The 25,377-nt window shown below is 72.6% G+C and carries 27 protein-coding genes; 14 read left to right on the forward strand and 13 right to left on the reverse strand.

Going from position 1 to position 25,377, the window contains the following annotated elements:
* Window positions 1–269: 269 nt before the first annotated feature.
* Window positions 270–833 (reverse strand): dihydrofolate reductase family protein, encoded by a 564-nt coding sequence (locus tag AB0I21_RS20705; protein ID WP_360563266.1) that lies wholly within the window; start codon window positions 831–833, stop codon window positions 270–272.
* On the opposite strand from AB0I21_RS20705, the gene AB0I21_RS20710 reads away from it, so the two are divergent.
* Entirely contained in the window at window positions 832–1,473 is a 642-nt protein-coding gene (locus AB0I21_RS20710) for an AAA family ATPase (protein WP_360563267.1), read from the forward strand. The two genes, AB0I21_RS20705 and AB0I21_RS20710, sit on opposite strands and share 2 nt — an antisense overlap.
* Here the strand turns inward: AB0I21_RS20710 and AB0I21_RS20715 are convergent.
* Window positions 1,460–2,269, reverse strand: coding sequence for a polysaccharide deacetylase family protein (locus AB0I21_RS20715; protein WP_360563269.1), 810 nt, complete (start codon window positions 2,267–2,269; stop codon window positions 1,460–1,462). The two genes, AB0I21_RS20710 and AB0I21_RS20715, sit on opposite strands and share 14 nt — an antisense overlap.
* A 98-nt stretch (window positions 2,270–2,367) precedes the next feature.
* Window positions 2,368–3,660 carry an MFS transporter gene (locus AB0I21_RS20720; RefSeq protein WP_360563270.1) on the reverse strand — a complete coding sequence of 431 codons (1,293 nt, stop codon included), beginning with the start codon at window positions 3,658–3,660 and terminating at the stop codon, window positions 2,368–2,370.
* A 45-nt stretch (window positions 3,661–3,705) separates the two neighbouring features.
* Here AB0I21_RS20720 and AB0I21_RS20725 point away from each other — a divergent pair, with 45 nt between their 5' ends.
* From AB0I21_RS20725 to AB0I21_RS20740, 4 genes are read left to right on the forward strand one after another with little or no spacing between them, the layout of a single operon-like run.
* On the forward strand, window positions 3,706–4,329 hold the full coding sequence (locus AB0I21_RS20725) for a TetR/AcrR family transcriptional regulator (protein ID WP_344509720.1): 624 nt from the start codon (window positions 3,706–3,708) through the stop codon (window positions 4,327–4,329).
* 33 nt (window positions 4,330–4,362) lie between these two features.
* Window positions 4,363–5,790, forward strand: a complete 1,428-nt coding sequence (locus AB0I21_RS20730; protein ID WP_360563272.1) for an NAD(P)-binding domain-containing protein — start codon at window positions 4,363–4,365, stop codon at window positions 5,788–5,790.
* Window positions 5,787–6,599, forward strand: a complete 813-nt coding sequence (locus AB0I21_RS20735) for an SDR family NAD(P)-dependent oxidoreductase (protein WP_360563273.1) — start codon at window positions 5,787–5,789, stop codon at window positions 6,597–6,599. The genes AB0I21_RS20730 and AB0I21_RS20735 overlap by 4 nt, the downstream gene beginning before the upstream one ends.
* A gap of 49 nt (window positions 6,600–6,648) precedes the next feature.
* Window positions 6,649–7,290: a hypothetical protein gene (locus tag AB0I21_RS20740; protein WP_360563274.1), complete on the forward strand. Its 642-nt coding sequence runs from the start codon at window positions 6,649–6,651 to the stop codon at window positions 7,288–7,290.
* Window positions 7,291–7,339: 49 nt separating this feature from the next.
* Here the strand turns inward: AB0I21_RS20740 and AB0I21_RS20745 are convergent, their stop codons facing one another.
* Window positions 7,340–7,810, reverse strand: coding sequence for a hypothetical protein (locus AB0I21_RS20745; RefSeq protein ID WP_360563451.1), 471 nt, complete (start codon window positions 7,808–7,810; stop codon window positions 7,340–7,342).
* A gap of 9 nt (window positions 7,811–7,819) precedes the next feature.
* A complete protein-coding gene (locus AB0I21_RS20750; RefSeq protein ID WP_360563275.1) occupies window positions 7,820–8,428 on the reverse strand; it encodes a hypothetical protein in 609 nt (202 codons plus the stop codon).
* A gap of 18 nt (window positions 8,429–8,446) precedes the next feature.
* Here AB0I21_RS20750 and AB0I21_RS20755 point away from each other — a divergent pair, with 18 nt between their 5' ends.
* Complete coding sequence (locus tag AB0I21_RS20755) at window positions 8,447–8,794, forward strand: hypothetical protein (protein WP_360563277.1); 348 nt, start codon at window positions 8,447–8,449, stop codon at window positions 8,792–8,794.
* Between the two features lie 19 nt (window positions 8,795–8,813).
* On the opposite strand, the gene AB0I21_RS20760 is transcribed toward AB0I21_RS20755, so the two are convergent.
* Genes AB0I21_RS20760 through AB0I21_RS20770 form a run of 3 tightly spaced genes read right to left on the reverse strand, consistent with a single transcriptional unit; the run spans window position 8,814 to window position 10,079 of the window.
* Window positions 8,814–9,050, reverse strand: a complete 237-nt coding sequence (locus AB0I21_RS20760) for a hypothetical protein (RefSeq protein WP_360563279.1) — start codon at window positions 9,048–9,050, stop codon at window positions 8,814–8,816.
* Between the two features lie 40 nt (window positions 9,051–9,090).
* Complete coding sequence (locus AB0I21_RS20765) at window positions 9,091–9,225, reverse strand: RidA family protein (protein WP_360563280.1); 135 nt, start codon at window positions 9,223–9,225, stop codon at window positions 9,091–9,093.
* 11 nt (window positions 9,226–9,236) lie between these two features.
* The gene (locus AB0I21_RS20770; RefSeq protein ID WP_360563281.1) at window positions 9,237–10,079 is read right to left on the reverse strand and encodes a helix-turn-helix transcriptional regulator; all 843 of its coding nucleotides are present in this window, start codon (window positions 10,077–10,079) and stop codon (window positions 9,237–9,239) included.
* A 100-nt stretch (window positions 10,080–10,179) separates the two neighbouring features.
* Between AB0I21_RS20770 and AB0I21_RS20775 the strand changes: the two genes are divergently transcribed.
* The 4 genes from AB0I21_RS20775 to AB0I21_RS20790 all read left to right on the forward strand — a co-directional run bounded on the left by AB0I21_RS20775 (window position 10,180) and on the right by AB0I21_RS20790 (window position 13,787).
* Entirely contained in the window at window positions 10,180–10,923 is a 744-nt protein-coding gene (locus AB0I21_RS20775; RefSeq protein WP_360563283.1) for an SDR family oxidoreductase, read from the forward strand.
* A gap of 47 nt (window positions 10,924–10,970) precedes the next feature.
* On the forward strand, window positions 10,971–12,356 hold the full coding sequence (locus AB0I21_RS20780; protein WP_360563285.1) for a serine hydrolase domain-containing protein: 1,386 nt from the start codon (window positions 10,971–10,973) through the stop codon (window positions 12,354–12,356).
* 175 nt (window positions 12,357–12,531) lie between these two features.
* Entirely contained in the window at window positions 12,532–13,269 is a 738-nt protein-coding gene (locus AB0I21_RS20785; RefSeq protein ID WP_360563287.1) for a MerR family transcriptional regulator, read from the forward strand.
* 32 nt (window positions 13,270–13,301) lie between these two features.
* On the forward strand, window positions 13,302–13,787 hold the full coding sequence (locus AB0I21_RS20790) for a TIGR00725 family protein (protein WP_360563289.1): 486 nt from the start codon (window positions 13,302–13,304) through the stop codon (window positions 13,785–13,787).
* Between the two features lie 343 nt (window positions 13,788–14,130).
* On the opposite strand, the gene AB0I21_RS20795 is transcribed toward AB0I21_RS20790, so the two are convergent.
* A complete protein-coding gene (locus AB0I21_RS20795; RefSeq protein ID WP_344509744.1) occupies window positions 14,131–14,595 on the reverse strand; it encodes a DIP1984 family protein in 465 nt (154 codons plus the stop codon).
* A 24-nt stretch (window positions 14,596–14,619) separates the two neighbouring features.
* Window positions 14,620–15,246 (reverse strand): NAD(P)H:quinone oxidoreductase, encoded by a 627-nt coding sequence (wrbA, locus tag AB0I21_RS20800; RefSeq protein ID WP_360563292.1) that lies wholly within the window; start codon window positions 15,244–15,246, stop codon window positions 14,620–14,622.
* 117 nt (window positions 15,247–15,363) lie between these two features.
* On the opposite strand from wrbA, the gene sigJ reads away from it, so the two are divergent.
* The 3 genes from sigJ to AB0I21_RS20815 all read left to right on the forward strand — a co-directional run bounded on the left by sigJ (window position 15,364) and on the right by AB0I21_RS20815 (window position 19,944).
* Entirely contained in the window at window positions 15,364–16,248 is an 885-nt protein-coding gene (sigJ, locus tag AB0I21_RS20805; RefSeq protein WP_360563294.1) for an RNA polymerase sigma factor SigJ, read from the forward strand.
* Window positions 16,249–16,327: 79 nt separating this feature from the next.
* The gene (locus AB0I21_RS20810) at window positions 16,328–18,337 is read left to right on the forward strand and encodes a glycerophosphodiester phosphodiesterase family protein (RefSeq protein WP_360563296.1); all 2,010 of its coding nucleotides are present in this window, start codon (window positions 16,328–16,330) and stop codon (window positions 18,335–18,337) included.
* Between the two features lie 233 nt (window positions 18,338–18,570).
* Window positions 18,571–19,944: a ricin-type beta-trefoil lectin domain protein gene (locus AB0I21_RS20815; protein WP_360563297.1), complete on the forward strand. Its 1,374-nt coding sequence runs from the start codon at window positions 18,571–18,573 to the stop codon at window positions 19,942–19,944.
* Window positions 19,945–20,677: 733 nt separating this feature from the next.
* On the opposite strand, the gene AB0I21_RS20820 is transcribed toward AB0I21_RS20815, so the two are convergent.
* On the reverse strand, window positions 20,678–21,751 hold the full coding sequence (locus tag AB0I21_RS20820) for a HAMP domain-containing sensor histidine kinase (protein WP_360563299.1): 1,074 nt from the start codon (window positions 21,749–21,751) through the stop codon (window positions 20,678–20,680).
* On the reverse strand, window positions 21,748–22,410 hold the full coding sequence (locus tag AB0I21_RS20825) for a response regulator transcription factor (protein ID WP_360563300.1): 663 nt from the start codon (window positions 22,408–22,410) through the stop codon (window positions 21,748–21,750). Before AB0I21_RS20825 ends, AB0I21_RS20820 begins: the two co-directional genes overlap by 4 nt.
* A 115-nt stretch (window positions 22,411–22,525) precedes the next feature.
* On the opposite strand from AB0I21_RS20825, the gene AB0I21_RS20830 reads away from it, so the two are divergent.
* Window positions 22,526–23,953, forward strand: a complete 1,428-nt coding sequence (locus AB0I21_RS20830) for a hypothetical protein (protein ID WP_360563302.1) — start codon at window positions 22,526–22,528, stop codon at window positions 23,951–23,953.
* Between the two features lie 54 nt (window positions 23,954–24,007).
* On the opposite strand, the gene AB0I21_RS20835 is transcribed toward AB0I21_RS20830, so the two are convergent.
* Window positions 24,008–25,201: a CoA transferase gene (locus AB0I21_RS20835; protein WP_360563304.1), complete on the reverse strand. Its 1,194-nt coding sequence runs from the start codon at window positions 25,199–25,201 to the stop codon at window positions 24,008–24,010.
* Between the last annotated feature and the right edge of the window lie 176 nt (window positions 25,202–25,377).

Genomic DNA, 25,377 nt, shown 5'->3' on the forward strand with positions numbered 1-25,377 from the left:
GGTCGTCAGTGGTGTGTGACATATTACTGGCGTGTCGGATATGGCTCGTGGAGCCGATGTGGTGGTGATCGGCGCCGAGCCTGGCCCGGCCCCGCCTGGCGTGGCGGTGGCGACCGACGAGACAGTGGCGGCGGACCGCAGCTTGCAGGCGTTTCCGGTGGCCGCCGGGGTCCGTTCGCCCCCGCTGGCGTTGCGGCCGCGCTGGCTTCGGGGCGCGGTAGCCGCGACCGCGGGACTTTCCATGGTCGACGGCGCGGGTCGGGGGTGGTTCAGGCGGACGGCTCGTAGTGCGTCACGGGGATGACGCCGTCCACGAGGGTGGAGGTGACGGTGCGCAGGTTGAGGCGCTGCTTCGGCTCCGCGAACAGGCGGCGGCCACCGCCGAGGACGACCGGGTGCACCGCCACGTGGTATTCGTCGATGAGGCCGTGGTCCGTCAGGGCGGCGGCGAGCGACGCACCGCCGGTCAGCAGGAGGTCGGCGCCGGGCTCCGCCTTGAGCGCGAGCACCTCGTCGCGCAGGTTGTCGCTGATGACGCGGCTGGTCCACGCGTCGCCCTCGAACGTCCGGGAGAAGACGATCTTCGGGGTCGCGCGCCAGAACGGGGCGAAGGCGGTGACGTGCGGGTCGTCCGTCATCGACTCCGCGTCAGGCCAGAAGGCGACCATCATCTCCCACACGGGCCGCCCGAAGAGCAGTGTGTCGACCCGCTGGTCGAGGCTTTCGGAGTACGCCGACAGCCCCGGGCCCATGGTCGGCCAGTCGAACTCCCCGTTCGGCCCGTCGATGAACCCGTCGACCGACGTGTGCACCCAGTAAATGATCTTCCGCATGGATCGCTCCTCCTTGTGGTACCGACGCTGTCACCTGGAGGTCGGGGCGCGCAGGTCAAGCTCGACATCACCACCATGTGACGCACGACACAGGGCGCATCGAGCGAGCCGCCCGGCGTCAGTTCTGCGACGATGCGGTGTGCTGATCGTCGTATCTGGATTGCCGGGGACCGGGAAGAGTGCCGTGGCCGCGGGCGTTGCCGCCGGGCTGGGCGCGGTGCAGCTGTCCATCGACGAGGCCGAGGACGCGATGCTCGGCGCCGGGCTGGCCGCGGGGTGGGAGACGGGCGTCGCGGCGTACGAGGTGACCAGGGCGTTCGCCGAACAGAACCTGGCGCTGGGCCGGGTCGTCGTGGTCGACGCCGTCAACGACAGCGAACCCGCCCGGCAGACGTGGCGCGGTGCGGCGGCGCGGGCCGGGTCGGGGCTGCGGTTCGTGGTGCTCACGTGCTCGGACCGGCAGGAGCACCGCCGGCGTCTGGAAGGCCGGCGGCGGGGGCTGCGGCACCTGCCGGAGCCGACGTGGGCGCACGTCGAGGCCCTCGCGTACGCGCCGTGGACCGATCCGCACCTCGCGGTCGACACGGTCGCGCCGCTGGACACGGTGGTCGAGGCGGTGCTCGGGTTCAGTCGAGGATGACGAACTGGTAGCCGCGGGCCTGCAGCGCGGGGATGACGGTCTCCAGTGCGGCGCAGGTCTGGGCGCGGTCGCCGCCGCCGTCGTGGCAGAGCAGGATCTGGCCCGGGCGGGCGGCGAGGAGGTGGTCGGTGATGGAGCGGGTGCCGGGCTGGGTCCAGTCGCGGGGGTCGTTGGTCCAGTTGATGGGCAGCATCCGGGCCTGGGCCGCGGCGGCGAGGACGGCGGGGGAGACGGCACCGCCGGGGGATCGGAAGATGGTCGGCAGCTTGCCGGTGGTCGAGTAGATCTTGTCCTGCGCGCGGTCGATCTCCTGCTGTACGCGGCCCGGGTCGAACTGGGCGAGCTTCGCCGGATGGCTCCACGTGTGGTTGGCGACGTGGTGGCCCGCGGCGACGAGGTCCTTGGCGACGTTCTCGTGGCCGAGTACCTGGTTGCCGATGAGGCAGAAGAGCGCCGGCACGTGGTAGCGGTCCAGCAGCCGGAGCACCTTCGGCGTCCACCTGGGGTGCGGGCCGTCGTCGATGGTCAGGGCCACCGCGTTCGCCGGGAAGGGCGGGCCGGGCCTCAGCTTGCGGTACTCCTCCAGCGTGAACACCGGCCGGTCCAGCGCCGGCATCGGCGAGGGCGACGGCGCCGGGGGCGAGGGTTGCGTGGCGGCGGCCGCCCCGGGGACGGACTGGGGGCCGCGGTGCGGAGCCGGAGGGAGCGGCGGACCCGCCGAGCCGCCCGCGACGAGGGCCGTGCCGGTCGCGGCGAGCCCGGCGCCGAGCAGGCGCCTGCGCGACAGTCCGGTCACAGCGGTCACCTCCGGGTGCGTGATCACGTCACGCCGACGCACTGTTCCTGACGTCGTCGGCCCGCAAAGGGTTGCACATCCACAGCACGCGAGGTGTGTCAGTGGTCCGCGTCGAGGCTGTACCGGCGCTGGAGCAGGACGGCCACGGTCATGAGGGCGGCCGGGACGAGGGCGAAGCCGTAGCGGACCGCGGCGAGGGCCGACGGCGTCTGGGTGACGTGCTCGCCGGCGGCGCTGGCCGCGAAGCCGCCGAGGGCGAGGCAGGCCGCGTACACATAAGGCCCCAGCGCGCCGCCGGTCGCCTCCGCCGCGGTCCAGACACCGGTGTAGCCGCCCGCGCGGGTCGTGCCGTCGGGGCCGGAGGCGGCGATGACGTCGGGGAGCATCGAGAAGGGCAGCAGCTGCATGGCGGCGAACGCGACGCCCAGGACCGCGACCGCCGCGACGATCAGGGGCAGGCCCGCGGTGCCGCCGAGGGCGAGCACGAGAGAGCCGGCGACGAACGCGACCTGGGCGACGAGCAGGCCGCGCTGCTTGCCGATCCGGCGGGCGACGGCCACCCAGATCGGCGTGGCGAGGATCGCCGGGGCGACGAAGGCGGCGACGAGGACGGTGGTGAGCTTGGGACGGCCCAGCTCGTACTCAGCGAAGTAGGGCACGGCGGCGAGGACCAGGTGCGTCGTGGTCGACATCGCCAGATAGGACGCGACCAGGGTGCGGAACTGCCGGTCCCGCAGCGAGGCCAGCAGCCCGTGCCGCGTGCCCGCGGCAGGCTGTACCGGAGCGGCTGCCGAAAGTCGTCGGACGCCGACGATGCCGACCAGCATCGCGGCGAACATGGCGACACCGAGCAGCAGGCCCATCCAGGCGTAGCCGAGCAGGGAGGCGAGCAAGGGGGCGGCCACGCCGCTGAGCAGGATGCCGACGGTGAGGACCACCATGCGGAAGCCCATCAGGCGGGTGCGCTCGTGGTAGTCGATGCGCAGATCCGCGGGAGTGGCAAGGTAGGGGACCTGGTACGCGGCGAAGAGGAGGTTGCCGGCGATGAACGCGACCGCGACCCACAGCCCCGCCGGAGCGCCGCGCAGGCCGGGGACCGCGAAGAGCGCGGCGAACGCGACGGCGAGCGCGCTGCCGGCCAGCATGAGCCGGCGCCGGTGGCCGCGGCGGGCCAGGTCGGCGTCGGAGAGCCGGCCGACCCACGGGTGCAGGACGACGTCGAGGATCTTCGGTGCCAGCAGGACGAAACCCGCGAGCAGCGGCGCGACGGCGAGGACGTCGGTGAGGAAGTACAGCAGGAGCAGGCCGGGCACGGTGACCCACACGCCCATGCCGACGGAGCCGGTCGCGAACGGGATGAGACCGCGTAGCGGCAGCCGGACGTTCGACATGAACCACGCTCCCGTAATCCAACGTGCGATGGATAATAGGCGACGATGGACGATCTGAACAGCACGCGCCGGCGCCCCGGGCGGCCCCGCGCGGCAGACATGGCAGGCACCCGTGAGGTGATCGTGCGGGCGGCGACCAAGCTGTTCGCGCGCCACGGTTTCGACGCGGTGAGCGTCCGGGCCGTGGCGGAGGCGGCGGGCGTCGACGTCGCCACGGTCCACCACCACGCCGGCAGCAAGGCCGCGCTCTACCAGGCGTGCTTCGCGGCGGTCTTCGAGGCCGAGCGCAGCGCCCTGGAGCCGGTCATCAAGGGCGCCTACGACATGCAGGGGCTGCACCGCGTCCTCGACGCGTTCGTCGACTTCCTGCAGGAGCGGCCCGAGACCACCGGCCTGTGGCTGCGCCGGTGGCTGGACCCCGACCGGCACGCGGGCGTCGACGAGCAGTATTCGACGCCGCTGTACGAGCAGGTGCAGGCGGTCCTGGCCGCCGCGCACCGGGCCGGGGTGCTGCACGAGCCGCAGCCGCACCTCGCGGTGCGCAGCCTCATCTGGGCCGTGCACGCCCACACGGTGACGGCGCTGCACGGCGAGGTCACCGAGGACTCCCGGTTCGCGCTGCGGGCGTTCGTGCACCGCTGGCTGGACCGCATGTACGGGCAGCCTTGACGCCCCCGGTGACCGGCGCGCAGAATCCAACGCGTGTTGGAATACAGGGTGGTGGTCATCGGTGCCGGGCCGGCCGGGCTCGCCACGCTCAAGGCCCTCGCCGACGCGCGGGTGCCGGCGATCTGCTTCGACGCCGGTGACCGGCCTGGCGGGCTGTGGGTGCTCGGCGGCCCGCACTCGTCGGCGTACCGGACGCTGCACCTCAACACCAGCCGCACCCGCACCGAGTTCGCCGACTTCCCGATGCCGGCCGGCTGGCCCGACTACCCCGGCCACGCGAGCGTCGCGGCGTACCTCGCCGACTACGCCCGCACGTTCGGCCTCGACGAACAGATCCGCCACCGGCACGTCGTGACCCGCGTATACCAGACGCGGCACGGCACCTGGGAAGTCACGGCGCAAGGTCCACAAGGGACGGTCGAGGTGACGGCCGGCGCCGTCGTCGTCGCCAGCGGGCACAACACCGTGCCCCGGCTGCCCGACCCGCCGCACCCGGGCGACCTCACCGCCACCCAGCTGCACAGCCACGACTACCGCGGGCCCGAGCAGCTGCAGGGCCGCCGGGTGCTCGTCGTCGGCGGCGGCAACTCCGCGATGGACATCGCCGTCGACGCCTCGCACGCCGCCACGCGCACCCTGCTGTCGGTGCGCCGCGGCGTCTGGATCGTGCCGAAGTACCTGTTCGGCCGCCCGTCCGACACCCTCAACGGCGCGCTCGCGAAGCGCCTCCCGTGGCGGGCCCGGCAGCGCATCAGCCAGACGATGCTGCGGCTCGCCGTCGGGCCGCCGCAACGGTACGGCCTGCCCGCCCCCGCCCACGGCTTCCTGCAGGACCACCCCACGCTGTCCGACGCCCTCCTGCCGCGCATCACCCACGGCGAGATCGAGGTGCGCCCGGCGATCGACCGTTTCGACGGCGATGACGTGATTTTTTCCAACGGCAACAGGGATTCCGTCGATGTCGTCGTCTGGTGTACCGGCTACCGCGTCGACGTGCCGTTCCTCGACCCGGCGCTGCTCGGCGAGGGCGCGGACCGGCTGCCGCTCTACCGGCACGTGTTCCACCTCGACGCGCCGGGCCTCATGTTCGTCGGGCTGATGCAGTCGACCGGCGCCGCGCTGCCGGTCGTGGAGGCCCAGGCCAGGCTGGTCGCGGGGCACCTCGCGGGCACCTACGCGCTGCCACCGCTCGCCGCGCAGCGCCAGGACTGCGCCGCCGAGCTGCGCGCGGCACGGGACAGATGGGGTGAGCGCCGCCCGGCGATGCGGATCGACTTCGACGCCTACCTCGACCTCGCCGCCCGCGAACTGGCCACCGGCCGCAAACGCGCGGCGGCCACCCAGAATCCAGCGCCCAGCGGTCCGATCCGGGCAGACGGTGGCGAGACACGGGCAGAAGGCGGCGAGATGCGAGCAGACGGTGGTGCGCGGCAGGCGCCCGACGGCGGAGCGGGCACGTGAGCGCGCTGCGAGGGCGGCGGGTCGTCGTCACGGGCGCCAACGGCACGTTCGGAAAGCTCCTCGGCGAGCGGTTCACGGCGGCGGGCGCGGCCGTCGTCGGCATCGACCTCGTCGCCGTCGACGGGCCGGTGCCCGTCCTCGCCTGCGACCTCACCTCCGCCACCGCGGTCCCCGGCGCCGTCGCCGCGGCCGTCGACCGGCTCGGCGGCCTCGACCTGCTCGTCAACAACGCCGGCGTCGGCGGTCCCGCACCCGCCGAGCTGCCGCCGGACGAGGTCGTCGCCCGGCAGCTGGAGGTCAACCTCCTCGCCGCGTGGCGCACGACCGCCGCCGCCATGCCGGCCCTCGAGGCGGCCCGCGGCAGGGTCGTGTTCGTCGCCAGCAGGATGGCCGTGCTGCCGCTGCCCCTCGCGGCCGCGTACGGCGTCAGCAAGCGGGCCCTCGTCGCATACGCCGACGCGCTGCGCCTCGAGGTCGGCACCCACGTCGGGGTCAGCGTGGTCTATCCGAGCATGGTCGCCTCCCCGATCCACGACACGACCGCCGCCGCCGGCCTGTCGCTGCAGGGCGTGTCCAGGCTGGAGCCGGCCGACGGGGTCGTCACCGCGATCGTGCGCGCCGCCACCGCCCGCAAGGCGCCCCGCGCGGTCGCCACGACCCGCCGCGGCCGCTTCGAAATGGCCGTCGCCCGCCACTTCCCGTCCGTGGCGGACGCCATGGTCCGTCGTACCGTCGCCGCCAGACTCGCCGCGGGCGCCTTCACCGACGCCCCTCTCGCCGCCGGTATGGTCCGCCGCTTTCTGTCATGATCACGACTGATGGCGGCGTGCTCGGGCGGCACTGACGACGATCGCGCGCATGAGCTCGTTCACAACGCCTCGCGCACCTATAGCCCCGCTCAGCCGTGTCCGTGTCCGCGCGGCCCTCGCGGTCATCGCCGTGTCCGCCGCCCTCATCCTCGGCTCCGCCCTGGCCGCCTGGAACCCGTGGCACTTCGTGGTGTTCGGCTTCGGCGGGTACTGGTTCGCCGGTGTCCTCACGCTGGCGCCGCTCGCCGGTGGGGCCGTCGCCGTGCTGCTCATCCGTAACAAGGCCGCCGCCATCACGGTCGGGGTCGTCAGCGCCGTGCTGACCCTGATCGTCGCGGTCGGCGGCTTCCTTCTCGCCCTGCTGGTCGACCCTCACTGGGACCGCACCGTGCTCGCGGCCTCGCCGAGCGGCAGGTTCCAGCTCGTCAGCCTGGAGGAGTCGGACATCATCTTCCGTCAGCAGCTCCGGGTGGGTCGCCCCGACGGCATCCTGACCCGCGAGTCCGCCCGCCCTCTCATCTGCGTCGAGGCCACCTTCGGTGACACCCCGGAGATCAGGGTGAAGTCCGCCCGGTTCGTCGCCGAGCACGAGGTCGAGATCACCTTCGAGGACGGCAAGACCTGGCGGACCCGGTTCGACCCCGACGACCTGCAGCCCGCGGATGTCCTCACGGAGAACTGTTCACTCTGACGCCCCGCCGGTCCGGCCGCTCCGAGCGCCGGACCGGCACACCGCGGCGTCAGTGCAGGGACGTCTTCAGGACGATCAGCGCGACGCCGAAGCTGCCGGCGACGGCCGCCGACACCACCCGCTCGCCGCGGCTCAGGCGCCCGTGCCGGCCGATCTCCCAGCCTGCCAGGCACAGCAGCAGCGTGGAGCAGACCAGGGCGGCGACCACGGACCACAGCTGCGAGTGGCCCGCCAGGTCGGCCGCGACGAGCACCGCCACCGGCAGCGCCGAGGCGGTCACGATCTCCCAGCCGCTCGCGAGCTGCCGGCGCACCGCCGCCCACGCCGGGCGGTGCCCCTCGTGGATCCGTTCGGCGACCAGCCGCGCGTAGCGCTCCGCGCTCCAGTACACGAGCAGCGTCACCACGACCGCGACGGCGGTGGCGGCCGCGGTGTGGGCGTGCGACGCGGCCATGACGGCGGCGCTGACGATGACGCCGTAGATCCCGGCCGCAGTGCTCTCCTCGTCCGCCCGCGCCATCCGCACGCCCTAACGATCTTCGGCGGCTCCGCCTGGCACCTCCTTCCGGCTGGGTGAAGGCTCGCCGAGGACCGCGGCCAGGTGCGCCGCGGCCATCGTGTCCCGCGGCCGCAGCGCCAGCAGCGCCCGGAGCCGGCGCGCCGCCTCCGCCCGCCAGGCGGGGTCCTGCGCGTCGAGGTCCTCGGGCTCGTCCTCGCCGGTGTAGCAGACGAAGTCGTCGGTCGTGGACTCGTCCAGGACCAGCAGCGCCATTCCGTTCGCGGCGGCCGCGTGCGCCGGGTCGGCGTCCAGCGCCCGGCCGTACAGCTCGAACGCCTCGGCGCGGCGCCCCCACAGGCTGCGTAGCCAGGCCTGTCGGTCGCCGGTGCCGTCGTACAGTGGCGAAAATTCCAACACGGTGCGGAATTGCCGCAGCAACAGCCCCGCGAGCAGGGTCGCGGTCACCGGGTCGGCGGGCTCGGCCGCCAGCGCGCGCCGCAGCCACCCCTCCGCCTCGGGCACGTCGTCCGGCGTCTCGAGCGACGACGCCCCTTCCAGCACGCACAGGCGGTGCCCGAGCTCCCGCGCCGCCCCCGCATCACCGGCCTCCGCCGCCTGCCGCAGTCCCTCGAGGTCCACGGCGCTACCGTACTGGCCATGTACAGCTGGTACGTCGTCCGCCGCACCTCGATGGTGAACAACAACGACACGGCCACCGACTGGTTCGTCCTCAGCGACCACGCCGACCTGCTGCGCGTCCTGGACACCCTGGACGTCAACCCGAGCTGGACCGATTCCTGCGCGCTGCAGGTGTACCGCGACGGCCGGCTCGACGTCAGCATCGACCTGCTCGCCACGGTCTCCGACGACGAGGACGACTTCTGCCCGCCCGACCTCACCGGGATCACGATCCCCGCCCTGGACGGCACCCCGCTCCCGCCAGGCCACCCCGTCATCCTCGACGGCACCTCGCTGCACTACGGCAGCAGCACCTTCTACAACTGACCTCGGCGCCGCGCAGCTTCTACCGACAAATCCAATAGCCGCTGCCTTCGTGCCGGACGACGTCCCCGTCCGGCCGGCCGACGCAGACCGCGTCGCCGTCCACCCACACCTGTTCACCCTTGCGCAGGAAGACGGGTCGCGGGAGCTCGACGGCCCAGTCGCCGGCGTCGACCCTGTCCACGAGCGTCAACCGGTCCACCGGAGCCGGCGCCGACCGGATCGGCCACGCTGTCCCGCCACCCGTCCCGAGATCCATGCCACGAGAATATCCACTCGGCCGGGGATTAACAGCCGCGTCAGACGGTCGCGAGGGCGTCGACCTCCACGCGGAACGCGGGGTGCACCAGGGCGCTCACCTGCACGAGCGAGCTCGCGGGCGGAGCGGCCGGGTCGAGGAACTCGTCGCGGACCGGGCGGAAGAAGTGTTCCACGCCGCCCCGTCCTAGGCCGGGACGGTGGTGGGCAGGTCGGTGGTCATGGTGGTGAGCAGGCGCAGCGCCTGGGCGGACGGGCTGGCGGGCTCGGCGTGGTAGACGAGCAACTGCTGGCCGGGGGCGCCGTTGACGGTGAAGGTCTCGAACGACAGGGTCAACTCCCCGACCATCGGGTGGACGAAGCGCTTCGTGCCGGCGGTCTTCGCGGCCACGTCGTGACGGGCCCACAGGCGGCGGAAGTCCTCGCTCTTCAGGGACAGCTCGCCGACGAGGTCGGTGAGGCGGGGGTCGTCGAGGTCGGCGCCCGCGGTGGCGCGCAGGCTGGCGACGGTCTCGGCGGCGACCTTCGGCCAGTCGGCGTAGATCCGGCGGGTGGCGGGGTCCAGGAAGACGGCGCGGACCTGGTTCTGGCCCTTGACCGAGCAGTGGTTGAGGGCCGCGGCGAGGGCGTTGTTCGCGAGGACGTCCAGGTGGCGGCCGACCACCATGGCGGGCGTCTCGGTCCACAGGTCCAGCAGGCGTAGCAGGTGCGCGCTGACCCGCTCCGGCTGGCGCGGGCGGCGCCGCGGTCGGGATGCCGGGCGGGCCAGCTCCCGCAGGTGCGCGATGCCTTCGTCGTTCAGTGTGTACACGCGAGCCAGGGCATCGATCACCTGGTCCGACGGGTGCTTCTCGCGGCCCTGCTCGAGCCGCACGTAGTAGTCGGCACTGACCCCGGCGAGCAGGGCGACCTCCTCCCGGCGCAGGCCGGGGGTGCGGCGGCGGGCCGGTTCGGGCAGGCCGAAGTCCTCGGGCCGGGTCACCTCGCGGCGCGCCCGCAGGAACTCGCCGAGCCGGTTGTCGCTGTGCATCCGTCCAGCGTAGGCGGCTCGGACGGCGGTTGCCTGGCCGTGGTACTCCCAGGTAAATCCCGTCCTGGATGGATTGTGCCGAGGCGCCGACGGTGGAGGCATGACAAACACCAACAGGGTCGCCGTCGTCACCGGAGCGACCAGCGGCATCGGCGCGGCTACCGCGAAGCGCCTCGCGGACGGCGGCGCGGCCGTCGCGCTCGTCGGGCGGCGGGAGAGCCGCCTCAAGGACCTCGCCGCCGAGATCGGCGGCAGCGCGCTGCCGGTCGCCGCGGACGTCGGCGACCTCGACGCGATGCGGGCCGCCGCGGCCACGATCCGCGAGGCGTTCGGCCGGGTGGACCTCGTCGTGGCCAACGCGGGGGTCATGCTCGCCGCGCCGTTCGAGGCCGCGCAGACCGCCGAGTGGCAGGAGATGATCACGACGAACGTCAGCGGACTGCTGCACACGGGCCGCGCGTTCATCGACGACCTGCTCGCGGCGGCCGCGGACGGCCGGCCGGCGGACCTCGTGCACGTCGGGTCCGTGGGCGGGCACATGGTCTTCCCGAACTACAGCGTCTACACGGCCACGAAGGCCGCCGTCGCGCACCTCACCCGCAACCTGCGGGCGGAGCTCGGCCCGCGCGGCGTCCGGGTCAAGAACGTCGAACCGGGCTTCGTGCTCACCGAGCTCGGCGACGGCATGCGCGACACCGCCCAGCGCGACCAGCTCGCCCAGTGGCGCGACTCGATCGAGGTGCTCACGCCGGAGGACATCGCCGACGCGATCGCCTACGCGACGGCCGCACCGGCCCGCGTGAACCTGGCCGAGATCATCGTCGTGCCGACGCAACAGGGCTGAACGCGGGCTTGACCTTGACCCAGGGGCAGGGTCCGACGATGGGCGGCATGACCGACATGGCGCACATCAGCGAGCGGATCGCGGCCTTCTGCGACACCACGAACATCCCCGGCTACGTCGCCGGCGTCGACCACGCCGGCGGGCAGCACATCGTCGCGCACGGGGTGGCCAACGCCGCCACCGGCGCGCCGATGCGCGGCGACACCCGGTTCCTCTTCGGCTCCATCACGAAGGTGATGACGACCATGCTCGTGCTGCGGCAGGTCGAGCTCGGCGCCGTCGACCTGGACGCGCCGGTCGTGACGTACCTGCCGGAGTTCACGCTCACCACGCCCGGTGCGGCCGGCCGGATCCTCGTGCGGCACCTGCTGACACACACCAGCGGGATCGACGCCGACCTGTTCTTCCCGGCCGGGTGCGGCCCCGATGCGCTGCGGATCTACCTGGACGGGCTGGGGCGGCAGTGCGGGACCCTGTTCGAGCCGGGCGAGCTCGTCAGCTATTCCAACGGCGGCATGATTGTCGCCGGGCGGATGCTGGAAGTCGTTACCGGGACGCCGTATCACGAGCTGCTGCGGCGGGAGGTGTACGCGACGGCGGGCATGACCGACGCGTGCGCGTCCGCGGAGGAGGCGATTCTGCGCGGCACCGCGGTCGGGCACTTCGCCGACCCCATCACCGGCGCGGTGCGGACCACCGGCATGTTCACGCTCCCCGCGACGTGGGCACCGGCCGGCGGCACGCCGATCGGGACCGTCGGGGACCTGCTCGCGCTGGGCCGGGCGCATCTCGCCGGCGGCGGTACACCGGCGATCTCGGCCCGGTCGGCGGAGCTGATGCGCACGGTCGCCCACGACCTGGGCACGCCGAACGTGCCGCCGGTCGGGATGGGCTGGCTGGTGCGCGAGCTGGGCGGCACGACCGTGCTGACGATGTCCGGGGCGTCGCCGGGCGGGGTCGCGGTGCTCGCCGTCGCGCCCTCGGAGGGCCTGGTGTTCGCCGCGTACGGCAACGACGCGCGGGCCCTGTCGCTGCACGACGCGCTGCTGTCGTCGCTGCTGCCGGCCGCTCCGGTGGCCCTGAATCCAACAGACGTTGCATTGTCGCGTTACGTGGGCACCTACCGGTCGGACCAGCTGCGCATCGAGGTCAGCGTCGTGGACGGGCAGCTGGAGGAGCGGATCACCTACGAACCCGCCGACGCCGTGCAGGAGGCCACGTTCGCGGGGTTCGTGGGCGGCCCGTTCGTGGTCCCGCCGCTGCGGTACGAGCCGGTCGGCGCCGACCTGTTCGCACCCGCCGGCCTGCCGCTCGGCGACCTCGACCTGACGTCGCGCCAGTACCTCGTGTCGTACCACGGCGACGGCCCGGACGGCCCCACCCACCGCTGCTCGGGCGGCCGCATGACCCGCCGCGTCCTGTCCGGGCGCTGACGGCCCGGTCGGTGCTGACAGGATGCGGGGCGCTGACGGCCCGGTCCACGCTGACAGGATGCGGGGCGCTGACGGCCGGTCCGCGCTGACAGGATGCCGGGCGCTGACGGGCCGGTCCACGCTGACAGGACGCCGGGCCACCGACGGCCCGGTCCGCGCTGACAGGATGCGGGGCATGAGCGACGAACGGCACCTGCTCACCATCGGCCGGCTCGCCGACTACGCGGGCGTGACCATCAAGGCCGTCCGCCACTACCACGCGCGCGGCCTGCTGCCCGAGCCGTCCCGCGACGAGTCCGGGTACCGCCGCTACACCGCCGCCCACGCCATCCAGCTCGTGCAGATCAAGACCCTGGCCGACGCGGGCGTGCCGCTCGCCCGCGTCAAGGAACTCCTCGCCGCGGGCCCCACGGAGTTCGCCGCGGCGATCGCCGAGATCGACCACGACCTGCGCCGCCAGGCCGAGAAAATCCAACGCAGCCGGGACCGCGTCGCCCAGCTGCGGACCGGCGACCGCCTGTTCGTCAGCGAGGAGGTCGCCGCCTACCTCGACCGGCTGCGCGCGCTCGGGGTGAGCGACCGCGCAGTCCTGCTGGAGCGCGACATCTGGGTGCTGCTGCACGCCGTCTCGCCGCGGCAGGCGGACGGCTGGATCACCGACAAGCTCGACGCCCTCGACGACCCCGAGTTCCAGGCGATCTACCTCGCGTACGACGCCGCGTTCGACGCCCCACCCGACGACCCGTCCCTGCCGGGCCTCGCCGCCCGCGCGCGCCGCTGGCACGCCCAGCGGTACCCGTCCGGCGAGCCCTCCACCGGCGCCGACCCGGACATCACCCGCCTCGCCGCCCTCGCCGCCGGCGCGTCGTCACCCGCTTGGACCCGCCTCGCCGAGCTCGCGCGATCGGTGTGAAACGGCGGCGAAAGGCGGGTAGCGTCGCCGACGTGCGGGGACCCTATGTGGCGGTGATCGGGGCAGGGCGGGCGACCGGAGAGCAGGAACGCGTCGCCGAGCAGGTCGGGGCGCTGCTCGCCGAGGCGGGCGCGGTGGTCCTCTCCGGCGGGCTGGGCGGGGTCATGCGGGCCTCGTGCCGCGGCGCGCACGAGCGGGGCGGCCTCACCGTCGGCCTCCTCCCCGGCGGGGACCGGAGCGAGGGCAACCAGTTCCTGACCGTGGCGCTGCCGACCGGCCTGGGGGAGCTGCGCAACGGGCTCATCGCCAGGACCGCCGACGGGCTCATCGCGGTCGGTGGTGGGTGGGGGACACTGAGTGAGATCGGCTTCGCGATGCGGCTCGGGCGGCCGCTCGTCGCCGTCGGCAGCTGGGCGGTCACCGCTCCCGACGGCGGCCCGACGTACCCGGTGATGGACAGCCCCGACGACGCCGTCGCCTGGCTGCTCCGGGAAATCGGCCACCCAGCAGCGCATTAGTCGCCGCGGGAAGCCACCCAGCAGCGCACTGGCCGCCACGGGAAGCCACCCCACGGCGCAACAGTCGCCGCGGGAAGCTGCCAGCAGCGCAACAGCCGCCGCGGAAAGCCGCCCGGAGACGCGAAGTGCCCCTTGCCCGCCCTCGCCGTCGTGGATCTGCACCCGGTGGTGTGCCGTGCTCCGTGCCTCGTCACCTGTGCGCTGTGCTGGGCGTGCGTTGTCTGCCGGGGAGTCGAACCCCCGCGCCTGCCCGCGGCACGCCAGAAGAGGAGCCGAATTGCCCGTCGGCTCTCGGGTCGTGCACGCCTCCACGACGGCTACCTGCTTCGCGTCCAAACCCCGGTCAGTCCAGGAGGTCGGCCTCCCAGTTCGTGCGCTGCACGGCGGTGTCGACCTCGCGCAGCTGCCGCGCCACGTCGTCGGCCTCGGCGCGCAGCTCGGCGACCGGCAGCGCCGACAGCATCTTCAGCTCCGAGCGCAGCTGCCGGTAGCCGCGCTGGCCCTCACCCGCGGCGGCGCTCGCCGCGGCCGTCACCACGCTGTGCCGCAGGCGCAGCACGTCCCGCCGGGCGAGAGCGTCGGTGAGCGTGCCGTCGCCGAGCGGCGTGGCGGCGTTGGTGCGGTTGATCCGCCGGATCAGCGACTCGAGCTCGTCGAGGACGGCGCCCGCCTCGGCGAGCAGCGCGGCCGCGTCCTCGGCGGGCGTCTCACCCTCCTGAAACCGGGCGCTGCCCGTGATGCGGGCGCGCAGCTGTTCGACCCGGCGCGCCGCGTCGGCGCGCAGCGCAAGCGCTTCAGCAAGCTTCACGCTCGCCAGTGTCCGCCACGACGATCATGCCCGCACGCCGTTTTCCGGCAACCGGCCCGCCTTGAGTGCGGCGGCGGTCTCCACGGCGCGGCGGGCCTGGTGCCGGGCCGCCTGCAGCACGACGTCGCCGGGCGGGCCGTCGCCGGTCACGTGCGAGGTGCCGTACGGGTTGCCCGACCTGAACTGGATCGGGTCCGTGTAGCCGGGCGGCACGATGATGCCGCCCCAGTGGTAGAACACGTTGGCGAGCGCGAGGAGGGTGGACTCCTGGCCGCCGTGGGCGGTGTTCGACGCGGTGAACGCCGTGTACACCTTCCCGGCGAGCCCGCCGCTGAACCACAGCGGCCCGGTGCTGTCGATGAATGCCTTCAGCTGCGCGGACACGTTGCCGAAGCGGGTCGGCGTGCCGAAGAGCACCACGTCGGCCCAGTCCAGGTCGTCCAGCGTCGCCCCGGCAACGTCGGCACTCGCCGAAACGTGCGCGGCCCACGCCGGATTCCCTCCGATGATGGATTCCGGCACGGTCTCCGCGACCTTTCGGAGCCGGACGGTCGCGCCGGCCTTCTCGGCTCCCTCCGCCACGGCCGCCGCGAGGGCGTGCACGGTGCCGGTCGCGCTGTAGTAGACGACGGCGGCGTTCACGGGCTGCATGTCGTTGCTCCCTTTGTCGTTGGCTGCTCATGTACGACGAAGCCGGCGGCCGGCATGTGAGGCTCACAATCCGCGGGGCTGTCTCGTCGACACTGGAGGTGAACGGAAGGGGGCCACATGGAACCGGTGATGACCGAGCGGCGCAGGTTGACGGACCTCGCGTACCGCCTGCTGGGATCGCTCGCGGACGCCGAGGACGTGGTCCAGGAGACCTACGCACGCTGGTACACCTTGAGCGAACACCAACAGGAGTCCATCCAGAACCCGGCGGCGTGGCTCACGACCGTCGCCGGACGGATCTGCCTGGACCTGCTCGGGTCGGCGCGGATGCGGCGCGAGCGATACGTCGGGGAGTGGATTCCCGAGCCGCTGCCCGGCCGTCCACAGTGGATCGGCGGGCGGCCCGACGGCGCCGCGCCCGACCCGGCCGAGCGGGTCACCCTCGACGAGTCGGTCAGCATGGCGTTCCTCGTGGTGCTGGAGGCGATGACGCCCGCGGAGCGGGTCGCGTTCGTGCTGCACGACGTGTTCCAGTACCCGTTCGCGGAGGTCGCCGGGATCGTCGGCCGCAGCCCGGCGGCGTGCCGGCAGCTCGCGTCGTCCGCCCGCCGGCGCATCCGCGAGCACCGCGAGGCCGCACCGCCGGCGGGCGACCGCGCCGGCGTGGTGCGGGCGTTCCGGCGGGCGTGGGAGGCCGCGGACGTCGACGCGCTCATCGGCCTGCTCGACCCGGCGGTCACCGCGACCGGCGACGGCGGCGGCCTCGTCAACGCGGCACCGCGCCCCGTCGTGGGGGCAGTGGAGGTGGCCCGGTTCTTCGCGGTCCGCACCGGGTTCCGGCTCGCCGAACGGACCGTCAACGGCCAGCCCGGCCTGGTCGCCGAGGTCGACGGCGCGGTCGCGGCGGTCCTGGCGTTCGACGTGACGGGGGACCGGGTCCGGCACATCTGGGCGGTGCTCAACCCCGAGAAGCTCCGGCACTGGACTGTCCGGACGCCGTGAAAGCTTGTACGCCCGGCGTTCACGGACCCGTCAACCTCCGCCCCGCCTCGCGCCGCCTGACGTTGGCAACGTGCCCGGCATGTCCATGTCTCGATGGTCGGCCGCCGCGATCGCGGCCGGCCTTCTCCTTCCACTGGCGGTGGCCACGCCCGCGGCGGCACACCGCAAGGCGTCCTTCGACATCCAGGCCCACCGCGGCGGCCTCGGCCTGCGCAGCGAGAGCACGCTGAGCTCGTTCGGCAACGCGCTGCGGCTCGGCGTCACCACCCTCGAACTCGACATCCAGATCACCGCCGACGGCCAGGCCGTCGTCACCCACGACCGTCGCGTCAGCGGCGCCAAGTGCCTCGACACCGCGCCGGTCGCCGCGGGCGATCCCGTGTTCCCGTACGTCGGGAAATTCATCAAGGACCTGACCCTCGAGCAGGTCCGCACGCTCGACTGCGGCAGCAAGGGCCTGCCCGAGCACCCGGGTCAGCTGCTCACCCCCGGCTCGCGGATGCCGCTGCTGCACGAGGTGTTCGACCTCGTCGCCCGCTACGGCAACGACGAGGTCAAGTTCAACCTCGAGACGAAGGTCGAGGCCGGCGCGCCGCAGGAGACCGCGCCGCGCGAGCAGTTCGTCCAGGTCGCCGCGCGCGAGATCCGCGCCGCCGGCCTGCTGCGCCGGGTCACGATCCAGAGCTTCGACTGGGGCGCGCTGCGCCGCTTCCGCGAGGTCGAGCCGCGCCTCGCGCTGGTCGCGCTGACCAACCGCGATTTCCTGCAGACCGGCCAGCCGGGCGCCTCGCCGTGGCTGGGCGGCCTCGACATCGACGACTTCGGCGGCGACCCCATCGCGGCCGTGAAATCCATCGGCGTGACGAGTTTCTCGCCGGTGCACGGCTTCCCGCAGAACGGCAAGGTCACCGACGCAGGCTACCAGCCGTACGTCACGGCGGCGATGGTGCGCCACGCGCACGCCAACGGCATCAAGGTGATCCCGTGGACCGTCGACGACCCGGCCACGATGAACAAGCTCATCGACGACGGGGTCGACGGCATCATCACCGACTACCCGGACCGCCTGCGGACCGTCGCCGCCCAGCGCGGCTTCACGCTGCCGCGCGGTACCAAGTCACCCTTCGACATCCAGGCGCACCGCGGCGGCAAGGCGACCCGGCCGGAGAACACCCTGGCCGCGTTCCGTAACTCGCTGGGCAACGCCGACATCTCCACCCTGGAGCTCGACACCGGCGTCACGAAGGACGGCGTGCTCGTCGTCAGCCACGACCGCTCGCTGAACGGCTCCCACTGCCGCGACACCGCGCCGGTCCGTCCGGGCGACCCGCTGTTCCCGTACATCGGCAAGTCGATCCACGACCTCACCCTCGCCCAGGTGAAGACGGTCGACTGCGGCAACGCCTCGGCGCCCGGCGAGCGGATCCCGACGCTCGACGAGCTCTTCGCCGTCGTCAAGTCCAGCGGCCGCGACGACATCCGGCTCAACATCGAGACGAAGATCAGCCCGACCGTCGCCGACACCGAGCCGTATTGGATTTTCACCATCCGGCTCGTCACCGCGATCTCGAAGGCCGGCCTGGACCGCCGCGTCACCATCCAGTCCTTCGACTGGCGGACCATCCAGCTGTCGCGCGCGCTGAACCCGAGGATCGAGACCGTCGCGCTGGTCTGGCAGTACGGCCCCGCCGAGTGCGCCACTCTCGCCGACGAGTGCTCGCTGCAGGCGGTCTACGGCAACCCGTCGGTGAAGAGCCCGTGGACCGGCACGCTCGACTGGTGGAAGTACCGGGACCTGGGCAAACTGGTGAAGGCGAGCGGCGCGTCGACCGTCTCCGCCAACTGGCAGGTGCACGACCCCGCGCAGGGCACCGTCGTGTCCGACGACTGGTACCTGCGGCAGAACCCGGCCTACTTCCACGGCCCGACCGTCGACGTCCTGCACCGCCGGGACGGGCTGAAGGTCGTGCCGTACACCATCGATGACGAGCCGACGATGGACCGTGCCATCGCCCTCGGCGTCGACGGCATCATCTCCGACGACCCCGGCAAGCTGATCACCGTCGCCAGGCGCGCCGGTCTGCGCTGACGACTCCGTTCGCCGCACCCGTCGCCGGTACTGCCGGCGGCGGGTGCACTTTTTCGCCCCGCGGTGGTCTTCGAGCATGTCGCGTCGTGCGTGATCGCGTTGCCGGACCTGCAGTTATTGACAACAAGCTTTCCAGTAGCTCAGGATGCTGAGAGCGCTCTCACGTCCGCCAACGTGTGGCGTACCGCCAATCGCACCGTCTCCGCTCCTGCTCGAGAAGGGCAACCCTCACCGTGGAGATCCAACAAGAACGCACACCCCGCGGGCTCCGCGGCCGCACCGCGCTGCTCGCCGCCGCCGGCGCGGCAGTGGTGGCCGCCGCATCGATCGCGGCACTGCCCGACGCCGGCGCGTCGGTGCCGCCCACTCCGTCCGGCTGGACCCAGATCTTCGCCGACGACTTCAACGGCGCCGCGAACACCGGTGTCAACACCGGCAACTGGCTCTACGACCTCGGCCACGGGTACCCCGGCGGCGCGGGCAACTGGGGCACCGGCGAGATCGAGAACATGACCAACAGCACCCAGAACGTCTACCTCGACGGTGCCGGCAACCTCGCCATCAGGCCGCTCCGCGACGGCGCCGGCAACTGGACCAGCGGCCGCATCGAGACGCAGCGCACCAACATCGCCGCACCGGCAGGCGGCAAGCTGCGGGTCGAGGCGCGCATCGCGCAGCCCAACGTCAACACCGCCAACGGCGCCGGCTACTGGCCCGCGTTCTGGATGCTGGGCGCGGCGGCGCGCGGCACCGGCGCGACCGGCTGGCCCGGCATCGGCGAGATCGACATCCTGGAGAACATCAACGGCCGGCCCTCCGTCTTCGGCGCCCTGCACTGCGGCACCAACCCCGGCGGCCCGTGCAACGAGACCACCGGCATCGGCAGCGGCGAGCGTCCGTGCGGCGGCTGCAACGGCGGCTACCACACGTATGCCATCGAGCAGGACCGCAGCACGTCGCCGGAGCAGATCCGCTGGTACCTGGACGGCAACAACTTCTTCACCATCAACGCCAACCAGGTCGACGCGACCACCTGGAACAACGCGACCCACCACGGCTTCTTCATCATCCTCAACGTGGCGATCGGCGGCGGCTTCCCGGCCGCGTTCGGCGGCGGCCCCTACGCCTCCACCGTGTCCGGCGCCCCGATGATGGTCGACTACGTCGCGGCGTACACGGCCGGTGGCGGTGGCGGTGGCGGCACCACGCCGCCCCCGACCGGCGGCAAGGCCGTGAAGGGTCCCGGCGGCCTCTGCCTGGACGTCCGCTCCTCCAACAGCGCCAACGGCACGCCCGTCCAGCTCTGGGGCTGCAACGGCACCGGTGCGCAGCAGTGGACGTACGTCGAGGCGGGCAGCACCCTCCGCGCGTTCGGCAAGTGCCTCGACATCCCGGGCGGCTCCACCGCCAACGGCGCCAAGCTCCAGATCTGGGACTGCAACAGCACCGGGGCCCAGGTCTTCATCCACCGCGCCGACAACACCTACTACAACCCGCAGTCCAACAAGTGCCTCGACGACCCCAACGGCTCGACGACCCAGGGAATCCAGATGCAGATCTGGGACTGCAACGGCAGCGGCGCCCAGAAGTTCAGCCTGCCGCAGTAACACCCGCACAACGACACACCCTTGGGCCGGCCCTGCCACAGGCGCCGGCCCAAGGCCGTCCTTCAGGGCGCCCCACGCCGACAGCCACCTGAGCCGGGACACCCGCACACGCCACGGCACTCCGACCGTCCTCGACGCCGTGCCCCTCCGGCGGCATCACCGCGAGCCCATGCCGAACCTTCCGCCCCCACCCGACGCCGACCACGGCCCGCCCGTGCTGGACCTCCGGGCCCCAGCCACCCAGCACCACCGTGCACACCGGTGCCGACCCCCCAGGCCCCAGCCACCGGCGTCACCACGAGCGCGCCCATGCCGGACCTTGCGGCGCCCCCGACCGCGGCCTGCCCCGCACGCTGCCCTCGGTGCCGCCGCGGCCTGCTCCGCCACGCTGCCCTCGGTGCCGCCGTGGCCGCACATCCCCTGCAGGGTGGTCCCGACCTCCTCGCCGCACAGCCTCGATCCCGCGCCGCGCCGCCTCGACCAGGTCGGTTCCCGCGTCGCCTCGACCAGGACGGTCCCGTGCCGCATTGACCAGGTGGCTCTCGTGCCGCCTCAATCAGGCCGGTCCCGCGCCAAGGGTGCCCCGTCGTAGCAGCCGCGCTGCCACGAGCCATCCGATCGCTGCTGTCCCGGCCTCCAGCAGCGGCCCCTTCTGACAGCGCGCCCGGCTATCGCCGACACCGACCCTGTGCGAGGCCGGCGCGAGCGCTCGGCCCCGATGCCCTGCGGTTTGTCAGGGCACAGGTGGGAAATCGACGGTGATGTGGAGCCCTCCTTCCGGCCCGGGGCACGCGGCGAGCGAAGCGTGATGCGCCTGCGCGATGGCGGCGACGATGGCCAGCCCGAGCCCGTGGCCACCCGTGTCGTCGGTGCGGTCGGTGCCGTGGCGCTGAAACGGCTGGAACAGCCGCCCGATCTCCGCGGCGGGGATCGGCGGCCCGGTGTTGCCGACGGTCAGCCGTCCCGTGGGGGACGTGGCGACCTCGACGGTCCCATCCAGGACGTTGTGCCGCAGCGCGTTGCCGACCAGGTTCGTCACGAGGCTCGCGGCCAGGCGCGGGTCGCCGAGCACCGGCGCGGCGGCGAGCACGGTGTGGACGCGCACGCCGCGCCGCTCGGCCTCCGCCCCGTGGCCGAGGACGACGGTCCGCGTCACGTCGGCGAGGTCGAACCGCTCCCAGCGGTCGATCGGCTGATAGCCCGTCGCCAGCGTGAGCAGCGCGTCGATCAGGCGCTCCTGCTGCTCGCCGAGCTCCAGCAGCTCGTGGCAGGCCGATCGGAGCGTCTCGTCGGTGGCGTGCGGGTCGGTGAGCGTCAGCTGCAGCATGGTCCGCTGCACGGTGAGCGGCGTGCGCAGCTCGTGGGAGGCGTTGGCGATGAACTGCCGCTGCGCCGTGAACGACGCGTGCAGCCGTCGCAGCAGATCGTCGAGCGTGTCGGCCAGCTCCGCGAACTCCTGGTATGCGGCCGGCACGCGCATCCGCGCAGCGAGGGTGTCCGCGGACATCGCGCGGGCCGAAGACGTGATCACCTGGAGGGGGCGCACCGCCCGCCCGGCGATCCACCAGCCCAGCACGACGGACAGCGCGGCGATGAAGACCAGCGCGACGGCGGAGTAGCGCAGCAGCTCACCGAGGTTGCTGGTGGCCTGGGCGCCGCCGCTCCCGTCGACGGGGGTGGTGTGGCCGGTGCTGATCAGTGGCAGGTTGACGAACGCCAGCAGCAGCACGCCGCAGCCGAAGGCGAACGCCGCGTGCAGCAGCGCGAGGCGGGTGCGCAACCGGCGGCGCGGCGCTGGGCCGGTCATCGCTCGCCGATCCGATAGCCGCCCTCGCGGACGGTATGGATGGCGGGTGGCTGGCCGAGCTTGCCGCGCAGCCGGGCGATCGTTGTCTTCACGGTGGTGGTGAACGGGTCGGTCGCGTCGTCCCAGACCCGCTCGAGAAGCTCCTCGGCGGACACGACGCGGCCGCCGGCGGCCAGCAGATGCGACAGCACCGCGAACTCCTTCGGGCTGAGATCCAGCCGCCGGCCGGCCCGCGACGCGACCCGCCGGTTGGGGTCGAGTGTCAGGTCACCGTTGTCCAGCACCGGAGGCAGCGCCGGCGCGCTGCGGCGGCCCAGCGCCCGGACGCGCGCGACCAGCTCGGCGAAGTCGAACGGCTTGGGCAGATAGTCGTCGGCGCCCAGGCCGAGCCCTTCGACCCGGTCACGGACGGTGCCGGCCGCGGTGAGCATGAGCACGCGGGTGCCCGCCCCGCCGGCCACCGTGCGCCGGCACACCTCGTCGCCGTCCAGGCCGGGCAGGTCGCGGTCCAGGACCATGACGTCATAACGGGTGGCGGCCAGCTGCTCCAGCGCGGCGTGACCGTCGAGGGCGGTGTCGACGGCCATCGCCTCGCGGCGCAGACCGGACGCGATCAACGCGTTCAGCGTCCGATGATCCTCGACCACCAGCACTCGCATGACCACACCTCCATGCAGCAAGAGCGACGCCGACCACGATGCCACGCGGGAGGTGACAGCCCGGTGACAGCGATCGACACCGTCCTGTCACCCCCGCCGGCGTACAACCGAAGCCATGACACAAGTCACCAGGCTGCTGCGGTCGGAATGGACCAAGTTCCGCACCGTGCCCGGCTGGGTGCGCGCCGCCGCGGCCGCCGCCCTGATGATCGTGCTGTTCCCGCTCACGGGTCTGGCCGGCGGGGCACCCGAGCAGCGCACGACGGTGCCCATCGGGCCGCACGGCGAACCCGTCAGCGACGCCTACTTCTTCGTGCACCGCCCGCTGTTCGGCGATGGCAGCATCACCGTCGCGGTCACCGCCCCCTCGTCCACCAGCCCATGGGCGAAGGCGGGACTGATCGTCAGCGCGGGAGCCGAGCCCGGCGCCCGCTATGCGGCCATCATGATGACGGCGGCTCATGGTGTACGGATGCAGCACGACTACCTGCACGACCGCGCCGCTACGGCAGGCGGCTGGCTGCGCCTGACCCGATCCGGCGACACGGTCACCGGTGAGGTCTCCGCCGACGGCGCGAGCTGGAGCGAGGTCGACTCGGTGCGGCTGGCGGGACTGTCCGGCACCGTGCAGGTGGGCCTGTTCGTGGCCTGCCCGCCACTGGTCGACGGTATCGGCACCGCCGGCAACACGGCCACCGCCACGTTCAGCGACCCGCAACTGGCGGGCGCCTGGCCTGCCGCCGACTGGACCGGTGACCAGCGAGGAGCGGGCACGGCCACGTTCGCGGGCTATCCGTCCGGCACGTCCGGCGGGTTCACCGCGTCCGGCGACGGCTTCACCGTGACCGGCGCCGGCGACCTCGGCCCGGCGCCCCGCAGCGAGGTGCCCGTCGGTGCCACCGCGGCCGACCTGCTCTTCGGCACGTTCCCGGCACTGGTCGTCATCGTCGTGGTGGCCACCCAGATGATCACGACCGAGTTCCGGACCGGGCTGATCCGCACCACCTTCAGCGCGAGCCCACACCGGGTGCGTCTGCTGGCGGCCAAGGCGACCGTGCTCGCCGGCGTCACGTTCACCGTCTGCCTCGCCGCGACGGTCATCGCGGTGCCACTGTGGCTGCGGGTGGTCCGCGGCCTCGGTCTCACCGTGTTCCCGGCGACGGACGGCACCCTGCTGCGGGCCGAGGCCGGCACCGCCGCGCTGCTCGCCGTCACCGCCGTCTTCGCGCTCGCCGTCGGGACGGTCGTGCGGCGCGGCGCCACCGCGGTGACCGCCGTCGTGGTCGCCACCGTGCTGCCCCACCTGCTGGCGCGGACGCCGTTCCTGCCGCCACCCATGGCCGAGTGGCTGGCGACGTTCACCCCCGCGGCGGCCCTGGCCGTCCAGCAGACCCTGACCCGCTACTCCCAGGTCGACAGCGTGTACACCCCCGCCACCGGTTACTACCCGCTGTCCCCGTGGGCCGGCCTCGCTGTCCTGTGCGCGTACACGGCGCTGACCTTCGCCTTAGCCACCGTCCTCCTGCGCAGGAGAGATGCATGAGGCGCCGCCGCAGGAGTGAGCGTGAGGCGTCGCGTGGTTGCGGGTGTCTTCGCGTCAGACGGCTCCGGCCGCGTTCAGCTCGGCGATCTCCTCCTGTGTGTAGCCGAGCTCGGTGAGCACCTCTTCCGTGTCGGCGCCCTTGGGACGGCCGGTGAAGCGGATGCGTCCGGGTGTGTGCGACATCCGCCACATGACGTTGTGCATGAGCATCGGTCCGAGTTCGGGGTCCTCGACCTGCGTGATCATTTCGGTCTCGCGTATGTGTGGGTCGTGGGCGATGTCGGCGGCGGAGTAGACGGAGGCGAGCGCGGCACCGGCCTGCTCGAAGGCCGCGAGGACCTCGTCGCGGTTGTACTTGCGGACCCAGGTGCCGACGTATTCGTCGAGTTCGTCGGCGTGTTCGGCGCGTGTGTGCCCGGCTGCGAACCACGGCTCGTCGACGACCTCCGGGTGGCCGACGAGGTGCATGACCCGCTCGGCGATCGCCTGGGCGGATGTCGAGACGGCCACCCAGTGGTCGTCCTTCGTGAGGTAGGTGTTGCGGGGGGCGTTGTTCGTCGAGCGGTTGCCGTGCCGTTGTTCGACGACGCCGAGCTGGTCGTAGACGGTGACACCGGGGCCGACCGCGGTGAGGATCGGCTCGATGAGGCTGAGGTCGATGACCTGGCCGGCGCCGTTGCGTGCGTCCCGGTGGTAGAGGGCCATGACGGCGGCGGAGGAGGCGGCGATGCCCGCGATGCTGTCGGCCAGGCCGAAGGCGGGCAGCATCGGAGGGCCGTCGGCCTCGCCGGTGAGGTGGGCGAAGCCGCTCATCGCCTCCGCCAGGGTCCCGAACCCGGGACGTGAGGCGTAGGGGCCGTTCTGGCCGAAACCGGTGATCCGCACGATGATGAGTCCGGGGTTGAGGGCGTGCAACGCCTCGGGCGACAGCCCCCAGCGCTCAAGCGTCCCCGGACGGAAGTTCTCGACGAGCACGTCCGCCTCGCACACGAGGCGTTTGAGCACCTCGGCACCGGCGGGCACCTTCAGGTTCAGCGTGACGGCCCGCTTGTTGCGGGACACTTCCTTCCACCACAGCGGGACCCCATCCTTGGACGGTCCGTGACCTCGTAGCGCGTCGCCCTTGGTCGGATGTTCCAGCTTGATGACCTCGGCTCCGTAGTCGCCGAGGATCTGGCAGCACAGCGGGCCTGCCAGGATCGTGGACGCGTCGATGACCCTGACGCCACGCAACGAATCCTGAGACATGTCCCTCCTTGGTTCCGATCAGTGGAACGTCGTTCCGAACCAAAGCTAGGTTCGATGTCGCTTGGAGTCAATCGCCTCGCCCCGAGGTTGTCGGGAGCGCAGTGCTGACGCTGGTGTCGTACCGCGAAAGAGACACTTTCCACAGGGCGCAATGGTGTTCCGCTCTACGGGTTTCT

It is taken from the genome of Dactylosporangium sp. NPDC050588 (genome assembly GCF_040654975.1).
Taxonomy (GTDB): Bacteria; Actinomycetota; Actinomycetes; order Mycobacteriales; family Micromonosporaceae; genus Dactylosporangium; species Dactylosporangium maewongense.